The 19,385-nt window shown below is 75.5% G+C and carries 11 protein-coding genes, 2 tRNA genes and 1 pseudogene; 5 read left to right on the forward strand and 9 right to left on the reverse strand.

The window, feature by feature from the left end; translation table 11 throughout:
* Window positions 1-213: 213 nt before the first annotated feature.
* The 7 genes from ACIBEC_RS41635 to ACIBEC_RS41665 form a co-directional block, all read right to left on the reverse strand.
* Window positions 214-287: transfer RNA gene (locus tag ACIBEC_RS41635), tRNA-Met, on the reverse strand.
* A 50-nt stretch (window positions 288-337) separates the two neighbouring features.
* The gene (locus ACIBEC_RS41640; RefSeq protein WP_360505807.1) at window positions 338-1,678 is read right to left on the reverse strand and encodes a PrsW family intramembrane metalloprotease; all 1,341 of its coding nucleotides are present in this window, start codon (window positions 1,676-1,678) and stop codon (window positions 338-340) included.
* A gap of 115 nt (window positions 1,679-1,793) precedes the next feature.
* The gene (gene trmB, locus ACIBEC_RS41645) at window positions 1,794-2,579 is read right to left on the reverse strand and encodes a tRNA (guanosine(46)-N7)-methyltransferase TrmB (RefSeq protein WP_396290290.1); all 786 of its coding nucleotides are present in this window, start codon (window positions 2,577-2,579) and stop codon (window positions 1,794-1,796) included.
* A 135-nt stretch (window positions 2,580-2,714) separates the two neighbouring features.
* Complete coding sequence (gene lhgO, locus ACIBEC_RS41650; RefSeq protein WP_360505938.1) at window positions 2,715-3,953, reverse strand: L-2-hydroxyglutarate oxidase; 1,239 nt, start codon at window positions 3,951-3,953, stop codon at window positions 2,715-2,717.
* A gap of 224 nt (window positions 3,954-4,177) precedes the next feature.
* Entirely contained in the window at window positions 4,178-5,755 is a 1,578-nt protein-coding gene (locus tag ACIBEC_RS41655; RefSeq protein WP_360505801.1) for a TROVE domain-containing protein, read from the reverse strand.
* A 421-nt stretch (window positions 5,756-6,176) separates the two neighbouring features.
* Window positions 6,177-6,323 (reverse strand) — tRNA-OTHER (locus ACIBEC_RS41660).
* Window positions 6,324-6,370: 47 nt separating this feature from the next.
* Window positions 6,371-7,798 (reverse strand): MFS transporter, encoded by a 1,428-nt coding sequence (locus ACIBEC_RS41665; protein WP_360505798.1) that lies wholly within the window; start codon window positions 7,796-7,798, stop codon window positions 6,371-6,373.
* 774 nt (window positions 7,799-8,572) lie between these two features.
* Between ACIBEC_RS41665 and ACIBEC_RS41670 the strand changes: the two genes are divergently transcribed.
* From ACIBEC_RS41670 to ACIBEC_RS41680, 3 genes are all read left to right on the forward strand, one after another.
* Window positions 8,573-10,729: an asparagine synthase-related protein gene (locus tag ACIBEC_RS41670; RefSeq protein WP_360505795.1), complete on the forward strand. Its 2,157-nt coding sequence runs from the start codon at window positions 8,573-8,575 to the stop codon at window positions 10,727-10,729.
* A 175-nt stretch (window positions 10,730-10,904) separates the two neighbouring features.
* Window positions 10,905-11,426 (forward strand): universal stress protein, encoded by a 522-nt coding sequence (locus ACIBEC_RS41675; protein WP_360505792.1) that lies wholly within the window; start codon window positions 10,905-10,907, stop codon window positions 11,424-11,426.
* A 95-nt stretch (window positions 11,427-11,521) separates the two neighbouring features.
* Complete coding sequence (locus ACIBEC_RS41680) at window positions 11,522-12,226, forward strand: DsbA family oxidoreductase (RefSeq protein WP_360505789.1); 705 nt, start codon at window positions 11,522-11,524, stop codon at window positions 12,224-12,226.
* Window positions 12,227-12,271: 45 nt separating this feature from the next.
* Here the strand turns inward: ACIBEC_RS41680 and ACIBEC_RS41685 are convergent, their stop codons facing one another.
* Both ACIBEC_RS41685 and ACIBEC_RS41690 read right to left on the reverse strand, forming a co-directional pair.
* A complete protein-coding gene (locus tag ACIBEC_RS41685; RefSeq protein WP_396290286.1) occupies window positions 12,272-14,599 on the reverse strand; it encodes a sigma-70 family RNA polymerase sigma factor in 2,328 nt (775 codons plus the stop codon).
* Between the two features lie 338 nt (window positions 14,600-14,937).
* Window positions 14,938-15,708, reverse strand: coding sequence for a TetR/AcrR family transcriptional regulator (locus ACIBEC_RS41690; protein ID WP_396290292.1), 771 nt, complete (start codon window positions 15,706-15,708; stop codon window positions 14,938-14,940).
* A gap of 612 nt (window positions 15,709-16,320) precedes the next feature.
* On the opposite strand from ACIBEC_RS41690, the gene ACIBEC_RS41695 reads away from it, so the two are divergent.
* Both ACIBEC_RS41695 and ACIBEC_RS41700 read left to right on the forward strand, forming a co-directional pair.
* Complete coding sequence (locus ACIBEC_RS41695; RefSeq protein ID WP_360505780.1) at window positions 16,321-17,766, forward strand: FAD-dependent oxidoreductase; 1,446 nt, start codon at window positions 16,321-16,323, stop codon at window positions 17,764-17,766.
* 170 nt (window positions 17,767-17,936) lie between these two features.
* Window positions 17,937-19,220 (forward strand): annotated as a pseudogene (locus ACIBEC_RS41700) (SpoIIE family protein phosphatase); the annotation flags it as partial.
* Between the last annotated feature and the right edge of the window lie 165 nt (window positions 19,221-19,385).

Here is a 19,385-nt window from a genome sequence, read left to right on the forward strand (position 1 = left end):
CACCCTGCGCAGGCAGGGGCGGCTCTAGCGAGCAGCCACCTCACACATCCTGACGGTACTCAATTCAGGATCACCTCCTTTCAGTGTGCTGCCACGATAGGCAGCCCACCGATCGGGGGGCAACGGATTTATTCGCGGCCTCGCCGCGGTGCGGTGGCGCCGGGAACGCGAAAGGCCCGGAGGACGAATCCTCCGGGCCTTCCGGCTACTGAGTAGCGGGGACAGGATTTGAACCTGCGACCTCTGGGTTATGAGCCCAGCGAGCTACCGAGCTGCTCCACCCCGCGTCGGTGAACACAACACTACGTGGAAGTCGCCGAGATGGGAAATCCGTTCTTCAAGCGCCCCTCGGCGAGGGTTTCGACCGCCCGCGCCGGGGGCCCCGCGCCGGGTGCCGGGCCGAGCGGGCCCTCGCCCAGGCCGCGAAGCAGACCAGCGCGACGAAGCAGGGCACCATCAGCACCGCGTACACCACCAGGAAGCCGTCCGTACCGAGGTCGGCGGCGGCGTTCCAGGTGCCGTGCAGCAGTATCGCCAGCAGCAGCCCGGTCGGCGCGGCCAGCCGGGCGAGCCGGCGTCGCCCGGTGGTCAGCGCGACGGCCAGGCCGATCCCGGTCAGCGCGGTGAACAGCGGGTGGGCGAAGGGGGAGAGCAGGGCACGCAGGACGAAGGTCTGCACGGTGCTGTCGAAGTCGCGCAGGCTGGGCCGATCGCCGAGGCCGATGCTGTCCAGCCGCTGCCGCTGGTCGCTGGTGAAGGCCCGGCCCAGGTAGAGGGCGTTCTCGGTGAAGGCGAAGCCGCACGCGGTCATCCCGCCGAGCACCACTCCGGCGGCCAGGGTGCGCGGCCGGGAGCGGCGGTGCGGCCCGGCGCCGCCGGACGGCGGGGCCGGGCGGAGGTAGGGCAGCGGCCGCAGGTACGGGCGCAGCCGGCCGCGGGCGTGCGGGCCGACCTGGCGGCGCTGGTACGGGCGGGGGCGCCGGGGCGCGGGCAGTCGGCGCAGCAGCGGCGCGCAGGGGCGCCCGGTGCGGCGGCCCTGGCAGCGCTGCCGCCGGCCGAGCGGCAGCAGCAGCACCAGCAGGGCGGTGGCCTTGGCGGTCTCCTCGATCACCGGGGTGGCGATTCCGGCGCCGAGCAGTTTGCCGAGCGAACCCTGGTGCCGGGTCAGGTAGTCGGCCGTCCAGTTGTTGGCGAGGATGGCGACGGTGGTGGCGGCGCAGGCGCCCCAGCCGAGGCAGAACACGGTGTGCCGCAGCGGCACCCGGGCGGTGAGGTTGAGCCAGGCCAGGCCGCCCAGCACGAACGGCAGCGGCACCATCGCCAGGCCCAGGCCGACCAGCAGCCCGACGGTGCCGGTCTGCCGTTGGACCAGGTGCAGGATCAGCGCCCCGCAGCCGACCATGGTCAGGACGGCGGTCGCGGTGACCGAGGAGAGCGCCACCGAGCGGCTGCGGCCCGGCGGCCCCCCGGGCGCGGCGGCTTGGGCGTTCGCGGCCCGCGGTAACGGGCCGCCCGGCCGGGGCAGCAGGCGGTGGACCCGGCGCCTCCGGGGCCCCGGGATGGTCCGGGTGTCGCCGGTGCGCGGGACCGTCTCCGGTGCGTCGGCGGCGACCTGAACCTCTGTCCGAACAGTCGTACGAACGATCGGCCGGGACCCGCCGCCGGACGGGCCGCCCATGCGGCACAGGGTAGGCCACGGCAGCCGCCCGTCGGGAGGACTCGGGACGAACCGTCCGCCGATGGCCTGCCCGTACGGTCGGCGGGTGGCCGCCGTTCGAACGGCGGCCGATGCGTCAGCGGCGGCGGAACAGGAGGTCGTGGACCACGTGGCCCTTGGCGATCCCGGCCCGTTCGAACTTGGTGACGGGCCGCCAGTCCGGTCGCGGGGCGTAACCGGGGACGCTGCCGTCCGGGTGGTCCGCGGGCTCCAGCCAGCCGGTCCCGTCACCCTCGGGGTGCAGGTTCTCCAGCTCCGGCGAGGCGGACAGCACCGCCAGCATCTGCTCCGCGTACGGCTCCCAGTCGGTGGCGCAGTGCACCAGGGCGCCGGGGGCGAGCCGGGGCAGCACCAGGTCGAGGAAGGAGGGCTGGACCAGCCGACGCTTGTGGTGCTTGGGCTTGGGCCACGGGTCGGCGAAGAAGACCCGCAGACCGGCCAGCGAGGCGTCCGGGAGCATGTCGCGCAGCAGGATCACCGCGTCCCCGGCGGCCGACCGGACGTTCTCCGAGCCGTCCCGCTCCAGCAGGCCGAACAGGTTGCCGTGGCCCGGTGTGTGCACGTCGGCGGCGAGGATGCCCATGCCCGGGTCGGCGGCGGCCATCGCGGCGGTGGTCTCGCCCATGCCGAAGCCGATCTCCAGCGTCACCGGCAGTTCGCCGAACAGCTCCCGCAGGTCGAGCGGGGCGCCGTCGATCGGGATGCCGAAGGTCTCCCAGCTCCGGTCCAGCGCGCTCGCCTGGGCGTTGGTCATCCGGCCCCGGCGCGGCTGGAAGCTGCGGATCCGGTGCTCCCGGTGCTGGGCCTCGGTGGCCTTGTGCGGGTACATCGGCGCGGGGTACGCGGCCGGCGCCGCGGACATCCGGGCGGACGGCGAGGGCTGGGGGATCGGGGCGGTGGCAGTCACAATCCCCCGAGTCTACGGGGCCGCCGGGGCTCCCCCGAAGGGCCTGTGACCGGGCTCATTCCGGGGCTTCTCCGCCGCTCGTCCGCCCGCTCACCCGCCTGCTTCCAGGGCGGCCAGGGCGCGGCGGGCCACCTCCCGGCCGATCGGCAGCGAGGCCGTCGCGGCAGGGGAGGGGGCGTTCAGCACGTGCACCGCGCGGCGCGGGGAGCGCGGGTCCTGCGGGTCGAAGCCGGCGAAGGCGAAGTCGTCCAGCAGCGAGCCGTCCCGGGCCACCGCCTGGGCCCGCACCCCGGCGGCGGCCGGCACCAGGTCCTCGGCGGAGACGGCGGGCAGCAGCCGCCGGACGGCCTCGGTGAACGCCCGCTTGGACAGCGAGCGGTGCAGCTCGCCCAGCTCGTACCGCCAGTGCCGGCGGGCGATCCGCCAGGTGCCGGGGAAGGCCAGCGTCCCGGCCAGGTCGCGGGGTCGGACGGTGCGCCAGTCGTACCCCTCGCGGGCGAGCGCGGGCACCGCGTTCGGGCCGACGTGGACGTCCCCGTGGATGCCTCGGGTGAGGTGCACGCCGAGGAAGGGGAAGGCCGGGTCGGGCACCGGGTAGACCAGGCCGCGCACCGAGTTCCGGCGCCGCTCGGTCAGTTCGTAGTACTCGCCGCGGAACGGCACGATCCGCACCCCGGTCTCGTCCCCGGCCAGCCGGGCGATCCGGTCGCTGTGCAGTCCGGCGCAGTTCACCAGCACCCGGCAGCGCAGCTCGCCGGTGGCGGTGCCCACCGTCACCAGGTCCCTGCGCCGCGCCACCGTCCGGACCTCGCTGCCGGGCCGCAGCTCGGCGCCGGCCTCCCGGGCCAGCCGGCCGTAGGCGGTGGCGACGGCCGGGAAGTCGCAGATGCCGGTGGTGCCGACGTGCAGCCCGGCGAGCCCGGCCACCTCCGGCTCGTACCGGGCGATCCCGGCCCGGTCCAGCTCGGTGACCGGGATGCCGTTCGCCCGCCCGCGCTCCGCCAGGGCCGCCAGCCGGGGCAGCTCGGCGGCGCCGGTGGCCACGATCACCTTGCCGGTCACCTCGTACGGGATGCCGTGGTCGCGGCAGAACGCCACCAGCTCGGCGGCACCCGCCACGGCGTAGCGGGCCTTGAACGAACCGGGTCGGTAGTAGACGCCGCTGTGGATCACCCCGCTGTTGCGCCCGGTCTGGTGCGCGGCGAAGCCGGCCTCCTTCTCCAGCACCGCGACCCGCAGCCCGGGCCGCGCCCGGGTCAGCGCGTACGCCGTGGCCAGCCCGACGATCCCGCCGCCCACCACCAGCACGTCGACCTCGTCCGCCACCACCGACTCCTCGCCTCGCCCGGCCGCCCCCGCCGCCGATGCTGCCACGGCGGCCCGGACGGGTCGAGGCCGCGACGGGCCCGCGCCGGAACGGCGAGCGGCCGGGAAGGAACCACCCCCGTGGGTCCCTTCCCGGCCGCTCGCCGCCACGCCGACCGTCTCCCCTCGGTCGGTGCGGCCCCCGGGGCCGGCCGCCGACCGTGCCGGCCGCCGGCCTCCTGCCCCTCTTACTCCTCCCAGGGCCAGTGGGCGTTCGCCCCGGCCTCCAGGAGGGGGATGAGGCGGAAGGCCGCGTCGCTCAGGCCGCCGAAGGTGTGGCGGTGGGCGCCGCCGCTGGGGCCGTGGGCCGGGGCGTAGCCGGCCAGGTTCCAGGTGTAGACGGGGACGTGGGCGGGGACGGCGGCGAGCGGGTCGCCGCCCCAGTGGTGGGGGCCGGTCTGCTCGTCGGTGACGATCACCACCCGGTCGTGGCCGCGGTAGTGGGCGCGGACGGCGTCGGCGGTGTTGGTGCCGCCGAGACTGGAGAAACGATCCAGCACCCGCAGCACCGCCTCCCCCCGGCCGACCTCGATCACCCGGCTGGTGGTCCCGAACTCGACCAGGTCCGCCTCGGCGGCGCGGACCTTCAGCGCGGTGCCGAAGATCGCGGCCGAGTCGGCCCGGTTGAGCTCGGTCGGGCCGCCGGACCGGTCGAACATCGAACCGGAGCGGTCCACCAGGATCAGCGTCCGGCCGGGCAGCTCCGGCACGTTGGCCAGCGAGTGCCCGAGCGCCGTCTCCAGCGCGTGCCCCCAGCGCAGCGAGGGCGCGTGCCGGTGTGCGGACAGGTAGCGGAACGGAAACTGGCGCGAGCGCCGTACCTCGCCCTTGTCGGAGATCCGCCGGGCCACCTCGGCCGCGACCGCGTCCGACACCCCGGCCCGGTCGAAGTTGCGCAGGTTCCGCACCAGCGCCATCGGGCCCATCGACGGGATGACCGCCTCCCAGACCGGCGCGTCCAGCGGCCCCCGCAGCCAGCCGGCCAGTGCCTCCCAGGTCAGCCCGGCGGCGGCCAGCCGCTCGGCGCCGTCCTCGGCGGTCACCGCGGCCCGGCGCTCCTCGACGGGCAGCGAGAGCAGCGCGCGGTTGGCGGTCAGCATCCGGTCGGACGCGGGCGGGACGGCCTCCTCCGGCCGGTGCCGGCGGTCCAGCGCGTACGCGAACAGCGCGCCCTGCCACGGCTTGTCCGGGTCCGGCGAAGGGTGCGTCAGCTCGATCACGTCGCCGAAGCGGTAGCCCTTGCCCGCGGTGTCGTACTTGAGCAGCGAGCGGGTGTCGTAAAGGTGCCGGACGGCGTCCGCGACGCCTCGCTTGAGCGGCTTGGGCAGCGCCCTGCCGTAGCGCGAGGTCCAGTACGCGAGCAGCTCGCCGGGCTCGTCGGCGCGCCGCAGCACCGCCGCGACGGCCTGCCGGGAGTGTCCGTGGGCGCCCGCGTCGAGCCGGGCGCGGGTGAACTCGGCGGCGCCGACCAGGGCGGCGGTGCGCATGTGGGCGCCGTAGCGCAGCCAGCGCAGCAGCCCGAGGGTCCACTCGGGCTCGGCGACGGCGAGTTCGCGCACCAGCGCGGTGTAGCGGTCGTCGCGGTCGCCGCCGCGCTCGTAGAAGGTGTCCTTGCCGACCATGTTGGCCACCGCGAGCAGGAACAGCTCGGACTTGCGGTCCCGGACGTGGCCGACGCCGCCGTTGTGGTTGCGGGTGAGCTGCCCGGTCGTGGCCACTGGTGAACTCGGACTCGCCTTGGTCTTGCGGATGTTGAACCTGGACATGCGACAGCCCCCCTCGGCCTGTTGGTGTCAGTGGGAGGGAGGCATGCCGCATGAGGGGTGCCCGAGATCGTGCCGACCGTGGGACGGCCGACGTCGGCGGAGGTGTATGCCTTGTGCTCTACCACTTGAGCTAGCGGCCGCGCTCGCGCACGGCACACCCGGGACTCGAACCCGGAACCGCAAGATCCGAAGTAACCCCCGCCTGCGCACCGGGCACTCCGAAGCGCACTGCCTCCCGAGATCGGAGTGGCGGCGGTGTTTCGCGGGTTCGAACCGCTACGCCGGAAATCCGGCGCCTACCAGAAGTAACCGCTGCCGTCGCACCGGGAGGTGCGGAAAACCTATTCACGTGTAGGTGTCCAGAGATCGAAGGCGGCTGAGGTGACGAAGCTGCTCTGGCCACTGAGCTACACCGGTCCGAAACCGGTGACGGGATTCGAACCCGCGACCTGCCCAATAAGGAGTTGGAAGTAACCTCTGCCTGCGCACCTGGACGAGAGAGACCATAGCCAGGCCCCTCTCGCTGGCGCACCTCAATTACCGTCAGGCCGTAACGGGCCCCGCCGGCTCTTCGCCCCTTTGCCCCTTCGCCCCGCCGCCCGCCGGCCCGAACGCTCACGCCGGAGCGACGATCACCGCCCGTGCCCGCTCCGCGAGCTCCCGCACCCGGCGCTCGCCGTGGAACGGCTCCAGGCGCCGCAGCATCTCCACCACGTACTCCCGGCTGCGCTGCGAGGAGATCCGGCCGGCCACCTCGACGGCGCGTTCGCCGGCGGCGACCGCGGCGTCCAGGTTGCCCGCCTCCGCCTCGGCCATCGCCGAGACCACCAGCCGCAGGCCGTGCGAGCGGACGAAGCCCTCGGTGGGCGTGGCCAGTGCCTCGCGGGTGAACTGCCGGACCTTCGAGGGCACTCCGAGGTCGCGGAAGCACTCGGCGGCATCGGCGGCGAGCCGGTCGTAGGCGTAGAAGTCGATCCACGCCGGATCCGGATCCCCGGCGCGTGCCCGTTCGAGTGCGCTCTCTGCCGCGCCGAGCGCCGTCGCGCACGCCGCCGCGTTGCGCGCCTTGGCCTGGGCCCGGGCCTCCACCAGGTGGAAGAAGCTCATGGTGCGGGCGGTGGCCAGGCCCCGGTTGCGCTCCAGGGCGGCCTGCGCCAGATCGACCGCCTCCTCGGCGAAGCCCCGGTAGCCCGCCTGCAGGCTCATCGAGGCCAGCACGTAGCCGCCGAGCGGCACGTCGGCGGCGGCCCGGGCGAGCCGCAGGGCCTGGATGTAGTACCGCTGGGCGGCCTCGTGCTGCCCCGTGTCGAAGGCCATCCACCCGGCCAGCCGGGTCAGTTCGGCCGTCGCGCCGAACAGCGCCCGGCCGACCGCGTCGCTGTACGAGGCCAGCAGCAGCGGCGCCGCCTCCACTCGCAGGCACTCCGGCACCATCGACGAACGCCAGTCCCCGCCGCCGTACTTGGAGTCCCAGCGGCGTGCCTCCTGGGCGGCCTCGCGGAGCTTGGCGGCGTCCGAGTGGCCGACCCGGTAGGAGGACGTGTCACTGGGGGAGCGCGGCACCTCGCGGGCCACCGAGCCGTCGGCCGGGGTGATCAGCCAGCGGGAGACCGGCGTCGCGTAGGCCGCGACCGAGAAGGTGCCGGCCAGGCTGTCGCTCCACCGGCCGCCGCCGGGGCCCCGGCGCAGATCGAGGTCGACCCGCCACAGGTCGGTGGCGGAGCGGACGGCCTCGGCGACGTCGCGCGGGAAGGCCAGGCCGAGTTCGGGTGCCGGGTCGGTGTCGCCCAGGCCGATCTCCTCCAGCGGGACGGGTCGGCCGAGCTTGCCGCCGATCGCGGTGGCGATCAGGTGCGGGACGGGCCCCTGCGGGACCATGCCCTTGCTGACCCAGCGGGCCACCGAGGTCTTGTCGTACCGCAGGGTCAGCCCGCGCTGGGCACCGAGGTCGTTGACCCGGCGGGCCAGTCCGGCGTTGCTGATCTGGGCGAGGGTCAGGAGCGTGCCGAGCCGTTCGTTCGGTCCACGTGGGCTGACGGTCATGGTGGCGGCGGCACCTCCTGCGGCCTTGTGCGCGGGGCCCGGGCGGCACCGGGCCGTGGCTGCTGTACCTAGAGTAGTCGGACGCGTTCCGACGGTTAAGAGGTCGCATTCCGGATGGCGGGATCGCGCACTCGGCGGTGTCGCACGGGAGTTGGTCCGGACCGCTCGGATCCGGCCGATCCCGCCGCGCGCCGGAGCGTCGTGCTCCGGTCCCGTGTTGACGTGCGCCCGGCCGTGCCCCCTGGCCCGACCGGCTGGTCGGCGATTCGCTGGTGGTCGTGGGTCGGCCCGCCGTCGAGGACCCGGCGGGCCGGGTATGCCGCCGCCTCAATCCCCGCGGGTGGCGGTGAAGTCCGGGAGGGCATGCGGATGCCCTCCCGGGCCGGGTGACGCCTTTCGGCCATCTCGCGATGCCCATGCCAAAGGCGGCCCGCGGGCGGTCCGGGCCACGGAGGGGGAGGCCCGGCCCGCCCGGCCCCACCTCGGCTCCACCCGGCGCCGACAGGCCGCTCCGCGCGGTTTTGCCGCGGTGCCGACAGCCGCTCCGCCCGTTCCCACCCGCCGTCGGCCGGTCGCCACCGAAGCGGAACCGGCAACACCGGCCCCGGCGACGCCGAGCGGTGGCACGATGTCCCCTGACGGCGCGTCGAGCTGCGGAGGCACGTCGGGACGCGCGCGGGCCGCCACGGCACACCCACCCGGCCGCCCGACGGCACCGCCCGCCCGGCGGCGAACGCGCCGCGCGGATGCAGGTCCTCGTCCGGTGGAGGCACGATGCGGTGGCTGACGGGCTTGTGCACGGGCACGCCCAGAGCGGGCACACCCCGGGCGGGCACACCCGCGCGCGAGACGCCCGGCACGGTCGCGCCGATCGCCGCACGCCCGCTGTGGACCGGAGCCGACCCGCTCTGGGCCGTCGGCGACTGGCGCCCCGAGGAGATCCGCCTGGTCACGCTCCGCCCCGGCGCCCCCGCCGTGGTCAGCACCGGCCCCACCGCCCCCGACCCGGTCGAGGACACCCCCGCCACCACCCGGCTCGCCGTCCTCGGCCACTGCGGCGCCACCGACGCCGAACTCGCCGCCGGCCTCGCGGCCGCCCGCGGCGGAGCCGTCCGCCACCTGACCGCCTGGCCCGGCAGCTACACCGTCGTCCTGCGCTCCGGCACCCGCTCCACCCTGCTGCTCACCGACCTCGCCGGCGCCCAGCCCGTCTTCCACACCCCCTGGGGCGGCGGCACCGCGTACGCCACCGCCGCCCTCCCGCTGGCCGACCTGGTCGGCGCCGCAGTGGACACCGGTCACCTCGCCGCCCGCCTCGCCTGCCCCGAGTCTCCCGAGGCGCTCGGCACCGGCACCCCGTACCTGGGCGTCCAGCAGGTGCCGCCCGGCCACGTGCTGGGGATCCGCGGCGGCCGGCCGTACCTGTCCGCCTACGACGAGCCGCCCTTCGCCGAGCAGCCCCGCGACGAGGCGCCCGCCGTCCGCGAACTCACCCGCGCCCTGCTGGAATCCGTCCGCTCCCGGGTCCGTACCACCGCGCCGGTCCTCGATCCGGTCGGACGGGCCCGGCTCGGCGTCGACCTCTCGTACGGCACGGCCTCCGCCACCGTCGCCCTGCTCGCCGCCGCCGTCCCGCTGCCGCCGGTGCCCGCGCCGACCGTCCCGGCCCAGCAGACCGCCGAGACCGTCGGCGCCAGGAACGGCGCGGTCAAGGGCTCCTGGGCCCGGCCCGCCGCCCGGGAACCCGCCGCCCCCGAGCAGTTGGCCGCCGTCACGCTCGGCGAGACCGAACCCCCCGCCACCCTCGCGCTCGCCCCCGACACCCCGCGCCTGCGGCACACCGTGCTCGACCCCGGCCCCGACACCCTCCCGTACGCCGGCCTCCGCACCGACCCGCAGGCCGGCCGGCTCACCGACGAGCCCGGGCCCGAACTCGTGGCCGCCGACCGCGCCGAGGCCCGCTTCGACGCCGGCGGCACCGACCACCTCACCGGCTACGGCGCCCGCCAGGTCCTCGACGGCCACCCGGCCCGCCTCGCCGACCTCATCCGGGCCGGCCGCCCGCGCGAACTCCTGCCCCCGGTCGCCGCGCTGGCCGGGGCCGACCGGGCCGTCGCGGGCGTCCTGACCGGCGCGCTGCGCACCCCGCTCACCGTGGTCCGGGCCGCTCACCGGCTCTCCCGGATCCGCTACGCCGAGGCGCTGGACGAGGCCGCCGCCAAACTGACCGCCCGCCACGTCCCGGACGGCGGCGGGACGGCGGGCAGCCGCTCGGCCGTCGACCTCGCCTGGTGCGTGCCCGGCCCGGCCGCCCGCTGGCTCTCCGACGAGGCGCTCTCCTCGGTGGCCCTGCGGCTCCGCCTGGCGGCGCGCAAACCGGCGCCCGGGGAACACCCCGGCGCACACCGCGCCCGGCACGCCCTCTACCGCCAGGCGCGCTCCTTCCGCACGCTCGTGCACGCCGCCGAACAACCGGGCCAGCGGCTGCACGCGCCCTTCCTCGACAACCAGGTCGTCCGCGCCGCCCGGCTGCTCCCCGACGACATCCGCCTCCAACCCGGCGCCCGGCACGCCCTCCTGCACGCCGTCCTCACCGGTGCCGGCCGCACCGACCTACCCCCCGACTGGGGCCGCGGCCCCCGCCCCGACCGCACCGCCCCCGCCCGCGCCGGCCTCCGCCTCGCCGCCGACGGCCTCGCCGAACTCTTCGACGCCCCCCTCCTCGCCGAAGCCGGCCTCATCGACCTCCCCGCCGTCCGCGCCGAACTCGCCCACTCCGCCGACCCCGCCACCCCCCTGTCCCCCGCCGCCCTCGCCGGCCTCGCCGACCTCGTCTCCACCGAACTCTGGCTCCGCCGCCTCCGCGCCCGCCGCCACGGCGCCTGCTGGACCGGCCTCCCCCACCCCCAACCCCCCGCCCTGGCCCCCTGACCCTCCGGCCCCGCCCCGCGCTCCCACCGGCCCCGAGCTCAGCCCCGGCGCCCACCCCGAACCCCGCCCGCCGTCCGCCGGTCTCCTCCTCTCGCTCTCGGCGCGGTGGCGGGGGTGCGGTCGGCGGGGCGGGCCATGATGGCGGGGGTGTGGATCCGGGTGAGGAGGGTGTGCGGTGGCCGGTGGGAGCGCGGGGCGGGACGTGCCCGTGGTGCTGTCGGTGCTCGGGCGGCCGCCGACCGGCCGGCCGGCCGGGGTGCTGGCGGCGTGTGACGGGTCGGACGGGTCGCTGTGGGCGCTGGACCGGGCGATGTCGGAGGCGGAGCTGTTCGGCCTGCCGCTCTACGTGCTGGCCGTGGTGAACCCGGCGCCGGCCGGCTATCCGCCGGGGATGGCGGAGCTGGTGCAGGAGAGCGTGGAGACGCTGGTGGAGAGCACGGCGGACGGGCTGCGCCGCTCGGTGGCCGCCGTGCAGCGGCAGCGCCCCGCCCCGTACGTGGGGGAGATGTCGCTGCACGTGGTGCTGGGCAATGTCATCGAGGTGTTGCTGGAGGCGGCGACCCGGCAGCACACGCTGGTGGTCGGCACCCGGGGCAACGGTGGCTTCGCCCGGCTGCTGCTGGGTTCGGTGAGTTCGGCGTTGGTCCACCACTCGGCGTGTCCGGTTCTGGTGGTTCCGGCGCCGCCCGCGGGCTGAATCGGCAGGTCAGGGGGTTGCCGGGAATGTACCGAGATGGTTCATCGTTCACCCATCTCGTACACATCTGACAAGACGCCCCTGGAGCCCCCCGCATGAAGGTCGAGATCTGGTCCGACATCGCCTGCCCCTGGTGCTGGATCGGCAAGCGCCGTTTCGAGCAGGCCCTGGAGGGTTTCCCGGGCAAGGAGCAGGTCGAGGTCGTCTACCGCCCGTACCAGCTGGTCCCGGACGCCCCCGCGACGGCGAGCCCGCACCGTGCCTGGCTGGCCGAGCGCTACGGCCCGCAGTCGGTGGCGATGGACGCCCGGGTGGCCGAGCTGGGCCTCGCCGAGGGCATCACGTACGACTTCGACGCCGCGCTGCACGCCAACACCTTCCTCGGTCACCGCCTGCCGCACCTTGCCGAGGCCGAGTACGGCCCGGCCGTCCAGGGGCGGCTGAAGGAGGCGCTGCTCACGGCGCACTTCACCGACGGCGTCGACGTCGGCGACCGCGCCGCGCTGACCGATGTCGCCGTGGCGGTCGGCCTGGACCGGGAGCGGGTGACCGCCTACCTGGCGGGCGACGAGGGCACCGCCGAGGTCAACGCCCAGCTGGCCGAGGGCCGGGAACTGGGCATCACCGCCGTGCCGACCTTCGTGTTCGAGGGCAAGTGGGCGGTCCAGGGCGGCCAGGAGGCCGAGACCTTCCGCAAGGTGCTGGACCAGATCGCGGCCGAGATCGGCGAGCGCCGGCCGGCCCCGGTGCAGGTCGCCCCGGCCGGGGAGGCCTGCGCGGACGGCTCCTGCGCCATCTGACCCGTACCGCAGCCGACCCCTGCCGCCCGGAGCCCGAGGCCCGTTTCAGGAGCACCTGAAGCGGGCCTCGGCCCAGTCCGCGACGTTCAGCGCCGACCAGATCCCGTGCGCCGGCGTGACCACCAGCCGGATCGACGTCTGCCCGGCCAGCGGCACGTGCACGGGCACCGCGTCGTCGCCGGCGGCGAGCGTCCGGGAGTGCCACAGGGTGCGGCCGTCGCCGGCCTGGACGGAGAAGACCACCCCGCCCGGTGAGAGCGTGGCGTCGTCCACCCCGGCCACCGCGTCGAAGGACGTGCAGCTGCGGTTGAGGTCGATCAGGGTGGTCGCCGGGGCGTGCACGGTGAGGGCGTGCGGGTGGTAGTCGCCGCCGATCCAGCCGCCCTCGCGCTGCCAGAAGTTGTCACTGCCCTTCTGCCGGATGCTCGGCCGGTCCGGCGGCACCCGGTTGTGGCCGGGCTTGACCACGGGCAGCGAGTCGGCCCAGAAGTCGGTGGGCGCGGGCGGTTCGGGCGGTGTGGGTGGGGTGACGGTCGGGGTCGGGATCGGCGGCAGGGTGGGCGTCGGGACGACGGGCACCTCGGGCATGGGCACCGGCGGCAGGGTCGGCTCGGGCACGACCGGGGGAGCGATGGTCGGCTTCGGGGCGGCCGGGCGGCTGGGCGCGGGCGTGGCGGGCTTCGGCGCCTGGATGGCGGGCGGAGCCTGCGCGGGCCTGGCGGACGGCTTCGCGCTGGGGCTCGGCGCGGGCTGCTCCGGGGCCGGAGGGGCGGGAGCGGGGGGCGGGGCCGACACGGGGGCGGGTGCCCGGGGAGCGGGCGGTGTCGGGGCGGGGGCAGCCGGGGCACTGGCGGCCGGGGGAGCGGCCACCGGCGGCTTCGGTTCGGGCGAGCCGGTCAGCGCGTACGCGGCGACGGCGGCCGCGGCCACCGCAACGGCGGCGGCGATCCCGGCCTTGGCGGCCGTCCCCAGGCCTTCGCCGACCACGGCCGCGCCCGTGTTCCCGCCGGAAGCCGCACCGGCACCGGCCACACCACTGCCCGCGGCACCCGCCGCACCGGCCGAACCCGCCGCAGTACCCGCCGTACCGGCCGCAGCCCCCGAGGACCCGGCGGTCGCCGCCGCCGTCCCCGCCGCCGCGCCGCCGACCGCGGCGACCCCACCGACGGCGGCCGCGGCGGCGCTGAACCCGCCGACCCCGACCCAGATGAGCACGCCGCCGGGCAGCAGCGCGCGCAGGCCGGTGTTGATCTCGGTCAGTTCCAGGCAGGCCGCCGTGCAGCGGTCGCACTCCCTGAGGTGCCGCCCGACCTCCGCCGAGGCGCGCTTGCGCAGCGAGCCGCGCGCGTACGCCCCCAGCCGGTTGGCGTACGCCTCGCACCCGCTGTCCTGGCTGCCGGAGACGTGCGCCTGGAGGAACGCGGCGGCGAGCCGGTCGCGGGCGCGGTGGGCCTGGACCGCGGTGGCGTTGGCGGTCTTGCCCAGCATCACCGCGACGGTCTTGGGGGATTCGCGTTCGACCTCGGTGTGCCAGAGCACCACCCGGTCGTCCTCGGGCAGTTCGGCGTAGGCCTGCATGACCATCCGCTGGTCGGCCATGGCCATCGCCCAGGCGTCGGCGCCCGGGTCGGCCAGGTCGAGGTCGACCACGGCGGCCGAGGTCTGCGCGAAGACGGCGAAGTCGTCGACGAGTTGTTCGCGGCGCTCGCTGCGGTGCCAGGCGGCGGCGACGTTGCGCACGGCGGTCAGCAGGTACGCGCGGACGGCGAACTCCGGTCCCCTGCCTGCCCGTAGGGCCTGGAGGGTGCGGGCGAAGACCTCGCCCGCGAGGTCCTCGGCGGTGAAGCTGTCCCGGCAGCAGGTGCGTGCGTAGCGGCGGACCGAGTCGGCGTGCCGGCGGTAGAGCTCCTCGTACGCGATGTCGTCGGCGGCCCGGACCCGGGCGGTCAACTCGGCGTCGGAGGGCGGGCGCTCGCCGTCCACCGGGTCGGCGGGCGCGGGCACGGTCGGGCGCGCGGGCCGGCTGTCGCCGAACGGCTCGCCGACGAACGCCTCGGGGGCGACGCCGCCCCGGCCCGCCGGGGCCTGGCCGGGCACCCGGCCGGAGGGCAGCGCGGCGGCGGAGGCGGAGAGTGACTCGCGGCTGGGCATCCCGGCCTGGTCGGGGACGTGTCCGGCGGCCGAACCCGGTGCGGCGCCCGGCACTTGGGCCGACCCGCCGGCCCCGCCGGCCCCTCCGGCACTGCCGATGCCACCTGCGCCACCTGCGCCGCCGACCCCGCCCGGGCCCGCGGCGGACCCTTCGGCGGTACTACCGGACAGGCCTCCGAAGTCGAGGCCGTACCCGTAGTCGTTCTGTTCCTCGGCGCTCACAACGGACCCCAGATTCCACGACAGCCCCCGTAGTGTGGCAGGGCGCGCGGGAGTACGTAGGCGCACGGTTCCCCGGCGTACGGCGCCGACGGCGCGCGAAGGGCGCGCATCGGGACATTGGCTCCAACCACGGGCAAAGGATGGCATAGCGCAGGGACGGGCGGTAGCCGGACCGGCCGTTCCCCACTCTTCCGTGGGGCCGTCGCGGATGTGTTCGCCCAGCGTGCGACGCCGGGTCGCACGACGCCCGCACCCGGCGCGCGCTCCAGTCCCGCGCGCCGGTGATCCGTCCGACTCTCCTGCCCGCCAAGCGCGCCGCCCGCGCTCGCCGTCGGATGTCAGCGTGCCCGCAGACCGTCCAGCAGGATCTGCAGCAGCCGGTCCGATGGCCCGGCGAGTGCCTGACCGTCCGTCTGCGGGGAAACCGGCGAGAAACCGCCCGTCGACGGAGTCGAGACCGACGGACGGGTCGCGTGCACCGGCACCGACGCGGTCAGCACCAGCACCACGTCCGCCACCGTGACGCCCGGCCGCAGTTCGCCCGCCGCACCGGCCCGCGCCACCAGCGCGGCCAGCAGCTGGAGCAGCAGCCGGGGATCGGCGTCGGCGGCCGACGGATCGGCCGCGCCGCCGGAGCGGGCCTCCTCACCGCGCAGGTCGAAGCGGACCGCCGCGGGCGGTTCCGGCACCCGCTGTTCGGGAACCCGGCCCAGCTCCTCCGCGTACCGGAACGCCTCCGGCGGCAGCAGCCGCCCGGCGCCGCTGCTCACCGCCCGGGCCAGGTAGCCGGCCAGCGCCGCCCAGGCGCCGTCGCCGCCGTACAGCGACTCGCGCGCCTGCGCGGTCAGCCACGCCACCTCCTCGGCGGCGATCCGCTGGACCAGCACCTCCTTGCTCGGGAAGCGCCGGTAGACGGTGCCGACCCCGACCCCGGCCCGGCGCGCGACCTCCTCCATCGGCGCGCCGTAGCCGAACTCGCCGAACACCTCGCGGGCCGCCCGCAGCACGCTCTCCAGGTTCCGCCGGGCGTCCACCCGCAGCCGGGCCCCGGGCACCGGCGCGGTGGCCTGTGCGGGCTCTGCCCGGTACGGGCTTCCGGCCTGAACCATGCCGACCTGAACCAAGCCGACCTGCGCCATCCCGGTCTGCGCCGGCAGGTCCACCGGGCCGCGCTGCTCGGGCACCATGCCCGGCCCGGCCTGCGGTGCACCCGCCCGACCCAACACCTGCTCCTGTTCCATCATCCCAACTCTCCCCCGCAGGCGTCCGAATCCGGACCCTGTCGTCGCCCGCCCCCGCACCCCCCGGTGCAGCTCAGCTCGTCAGAAATGACCCGATGACCCATCGCTCGTGCCGCCCGTCCCGTTCCGGTGACCACGGTTCGTGCCGCCGGGCCGGGTCCACGTCCGGCTCGGCGCGTCGGCACCGTCCGGGGCCCTGTCCGGGAACTAACCTTCCCCGGATGACTGTGGCCCAGTCGGGTTCTCACGCCAACGCTGGAACTGGCCGTAGTGGCCGCTCCACGGTGCGTCGCCGCCGATTGTCATGGCGACAGCCGCCCCGGTACACAATCCGACCATAGTTCACGGCACTTCGCGGCCGAAAGTGCGTCAGAAAGTCGCCCAGGAAGCACAACTGGCCACGACAGTCACTCGCGTCGCAACCCGCCCCGTACGGACTGTGGACAAGACCACCTCCGCCGGTCCTTCATAGGGGGCGTGATGGGGGGACACCCCCGGCCGCGAGGCCGGGACGAAACGTCACTCGGCAGGAGGTGCACCATCAGGATCCTGATCGCCGGCGGCGGATGCGCCGGTACCGCCACCGCACTCCACCTCCAGCGCGGCCTGCGGGAGCGGCTGCGGCGCGGCGAGGTGGAGATCACCGTCGTCGAGCCCCAGGCCTACTTCACCTACCACCCGCTGCTGGCCGAGGTCGCGGCCGGTTCGATCGACCCGAGACACGTGGTCGTCCCACTGCGCGGGGTCCTGCCGGACTGCCGGGTGCTCACCGCCCGGATCACCCGGATCGAACACGCCGCCCGCCGCGCCCTGGCCGACGCCGGGGGCCCCGGCGAACCCCCCGCCCCGATCGAACTCCCCTACGACATCCTGGTGGTGGCCCCCGGATCGGTCTCCCGGACGGCCCCGGTGCCGGGCCTCGCCGAGCACGGCCTCGGCTTCTCCACGGTCGGCGAGGCGGTGGGCCTGCGTAACCACGTCCTGGAACAGCTCGACCTCGCCTCCGCCACCCGCGACCCCGCGCTGCGCCAGTCCGCGCTCACCTTCGTCTTCGTCGGCGCCGGCTACGCGGGCGTCGGCGCGCTCGCGGAGCTGGAGGACATGGCCCGCGCCGCCGTGCGCGGCTACCACAACGTCCGCGCGGAGGACCTGCGCTGGGTCCTGGTCGAGGCGACCGACCGGATCCTCGCCGAGGAGTCGCCCGAGCTCGCCGAGCACACCCTCGGCGAACTGCGCGAACGCGGAGTCGACATCCGGCTGCGCACCACCCTGGAGTCCGCCGTCGACCGGGTCGTCGCGCTCTCGGACGGCAGCCGCTTCGGTGCCCGCACCCTGGTCTGGACGGCGGGCGTCCGACCGTCCCCGCTGCTGCGCGACACCGACCTGCCGCTGGACACCCTCGGCCGGGTCCGCTGTCTCTCCACCCTGCAGGCAGTCGGACCGGACGGGCGCGCCCTGCCCGGCGTCTGGGCGGCCGGCGACTGTGCGGCCGTACCGAACCCGAACGCGGACGGCGCCCCCTGCGCGCCCAACGCCCAGCACGCCTTCGCCGAGGCCGAGCTACTCGCCCGCAACATCGTGGTGGCCCTGGACAGCGGGCCGCACGCGCCGGGCCTGGCCGAGTACCGGCCCGGCCCCGCGGCCTGCTCGACCTCGCTCGGCCTGCGCCGGGCCGTCGCGCACACCCGGCGGGGCGGCACGCTCACCGGTCGGCGGGCCTGGTGGCTGCACCGGGCGCGGCACCTGCGGCGGCTGCCGAGCACGGAGCGCCGGGTGCGGGTGCTGATGGACTGGGTACTGGGCGGGGTGTTCTCCCGCGAGGTGGTTTCGCTGGGTGCGATGGAGCACCCGCGTTCGGCCTTCGAGGACGGGTTCGACCAGAAGTTCGGGCGACCGTCCGACGCCGGACCGGATGCGCCCCGCTGACCGCGCCCGCCGACCCGGGCCGGAGGTCGATCGGACGGCCACGCCGGGCGCGCGACTTCCGAAATCGGGCCTCTGCCTGACAGGATCAGCCCGACCTGGTCATTACCCCGTGTGCTGTTGCGTACACAAAAAGTGATGATATGCCTGGAAAACGAGGAAGCGGCCGTCGTTTGAACCTCATGCGTTGGAGCGCCCGGCTCACCGGAGCCCCCTGGCGTGCCACCCCGTCCAACGGGGCCGGCACCGACGAGGGCACGCCCTCCAGCGACGGTGTCGTCGTGCCCAGCCCCCGCGACCCGACCAGCCCCACCACCGCCGCCGAACTCCTCGACCCGCACAAACCCCAGAACCTGCGCGAGGTCCTCAACCGCATCCCCGCCCCGGTCGCCGTCACCTACGGCCCGCTCCACCAGCTCGGCTACGCCAACCGCGCCTACCGCGAACTCTTCGGCGAACGCCCCACCGGCCGGCCCGCCGGCGAAGCCCTCCCCGAACTCGGCACCATGGGCGTCCTGGCCCTGATGGACCAGGTCATCCGCGGCGGCCGCCCGCGCAGCGTCAAGGCCCGCTGCATCCTCGGGCTCACCGGCAACCGCTACTACAACGTCTCCTGTGTCCCGCTCGGCCCCGGCGACACCACCGACACCCCCGCCGAGGGCCCGCCCGCCGGCGTCCTGATCTTCGCCGCCGAGGTCACGGACCAGGTCCTCGCCGCCGCCCGCCTGCGCGAAGCCGAACGCCGCCAGCGCGAGGCCGCCGTCACCCTCCAGCGCAGCCTGCTCCCGCAGAAACTCGACCAGCCGGCCGACCTGCGGGTCGCCGCCACCTACCAACCCGGCGGCGCCGAGGCAGCCGTCGGCGGCGACTGGTACGACGTCATCGCCATCGACGGCGGGCGCACGGCACTCGTCATCGGCGACGTCATGGGCCGCGGCCTGCGGGCAGCCGCCGTCATGGGCCAGCTGCGCACCGCGGTCCGCGCCTACGCCCGCCTCGACCTGCCGCCGCACGAGGTGATGCGTCTCCTCGACGGCATCGCCATGGAGATCGACGCCAACCAGATCGCCACCTGCACCTACGCCGTGTGGGACCCACAGCGCCGCACCCTCTCCTACGCCTCGGCCGGTCACCTCCCGATGCTGCTGCGCTGCCCCGACGGAACCATCCTGCGCAGCGAGGAACAGAACGGTCCCCCGCTCGGCACCGGCGGCGGCCTGCACCTCTCCCACACCCTGCGCCTCCTCCCCGGCACGACCGGTGTCCTCTACACGGACGGCCTGGTCGAGCGCCGCGACGAGGACATCGACCAGGGCCTCGACCTCCTGGCCCGCACGCTGACCGGCGCGATCGGCACCCCCGAGGTGATCTGCGCCCGGCTGCTGCGGGCGATGGGAGTGACCTCGGAACACGACGACGACGTCGCCATCCTGGCCTTCCACCTGCCGACGGAAGCGGTCGCCGAAAATCCGCTTGCGGAGCTTGACTCGATCATCCCCGAGGTCTAATGTTCTTCGAGTTGCCTGACAGGGAGCACCGGACACGCATCGGCGCGGACGGTCCCGGGGCGGCCAATCCTCTGAAACACCACTTCCCAGGTTCGGGCTGGGTTGCGTCTGCAT

It is taken from the genome of Kitasatospora sp. NPDC051164, from assembly GCF_044455625.1.
GTDB lineage: Bacteria > Actinomycetota > Actinomycetes > Streptomycetales > Streptomycetaceae > Kitasatospora.